Annotated in this window: 1 protein-coding gene; it reads left to right on the top strand. The window is 61.2% G+C overall.

What is annotated here, in order from left to right:
* The first annotated feature begins 58 nt into the window (after nucleotides 1-58).
* A complete protein-coding gene (locus AC11W3_RS00175; RefSeq protein ID WP_484092279.1) occupies nucleotides 59-955 on the top strand; it encodes an alpha/beta fold hydrolase in 897 nt (298 codons plus the stop codon).
* Nucleotides 956-1,163 lie beyond the last annotated feature (208 nt).

Genomic DNA, 1,163 nt, shown 5'->3' with positions numbered 1-1,163 from the left:
CCCCCTCGCCCTCCGGGAGAGGGTCGGGGTGAGGGAATTACACGGATACTTGAACTGAATGACGACTGTCTCGAAAGATCTTTACCCCTTCACCGGCCACAAACTGGACCTCGACGGCCTCTCCTACCACTACCTTGATGAAGGCGCCGGAGATCCGGTGGTCATGGTCCACGGCAACCCGTCGTGGTCTTTTTACTACCGCAACCTGGTGCTGGCCCTGCGCGATCGCTACCGCTGCATCGTCCCGGACCATATCGGCTGCGGCTATTCGGATAAACCCGGCGACGACCGCTACGACTACACGCTTTCCCGCAGGGTGGACGATCTGGAGCGGCTCATCGACCACCTGCAGCTGAAGGGTAAGATCACCCTGGTGCTGCACGATTGGGGCGGGATGATCGGTATGGCCTACGCGACCCGGCATCCCGAGCGGATCGGCCGGCTGGTGCTCCTCAATACTGCGGCCTTCCATCTGCCGAAGGAGAAGAAGTTCCCGCTGGGGCTGAAGATCTGCCGTGATACCGTCCTTGGAACATTGCTCGTCCGCGGCTTCAACGCCTTCAGTGTCGGGGCCTCGATCGTGGGCTGCAAGAAGAACCCGATGAGCGCCGAGATGAAGCGGGCCTACCGTTCCCCTTACGACTCATGGGCCAACAGGATCGCCACGCTGCGCTTCGTGCAGGACATCCCGCTCTTCAGGGGGGACCGGAATTACCAGCTGGTGAGCGAGATCGCGTCGGGACTCGACCGGTTCGGCGAGCTCCCGATCTCCATCTTCTGGGGCGAGCTCGACTTCGTCTTCGATACCACTTTCCTGGCCGAATGGATGAGGCGTTTCCCGAAAGCGGAGACTCACCGCTATCCCGACGGCGGGCACTACATCCTGGAGGATATGAAAGACGAAGTGGTGCCGATGGTTGTCGAGTTTATGAAGCGGACCGACGGCAACGCATAGGAGCGCCCTTACGGGCGCGAACATCCCGAACATGCCGCTCTACAAAAGCACCCCCCCCTAGCCCCAGCGGTGTCCGGTTAGGTTTTTGCTTTGCCTCTTTCCCCTCCCAACCTTCCTTCGAAACTGCTCCCTCTCCCTATGGGAGAGGGCTGGGGTGAGGGCAAGTGCCACGGAGATACGGGCTTCCCTCACCCCGACCCTCTCCCGG

Source organism: Geomonas sp. (assembly GCF_056994735.1).
The sequence above is the reverse complement of the archived record's forward strand: the minus strand, read 5'-3'. Positions and strand labels throughout refer to the sequence as shown.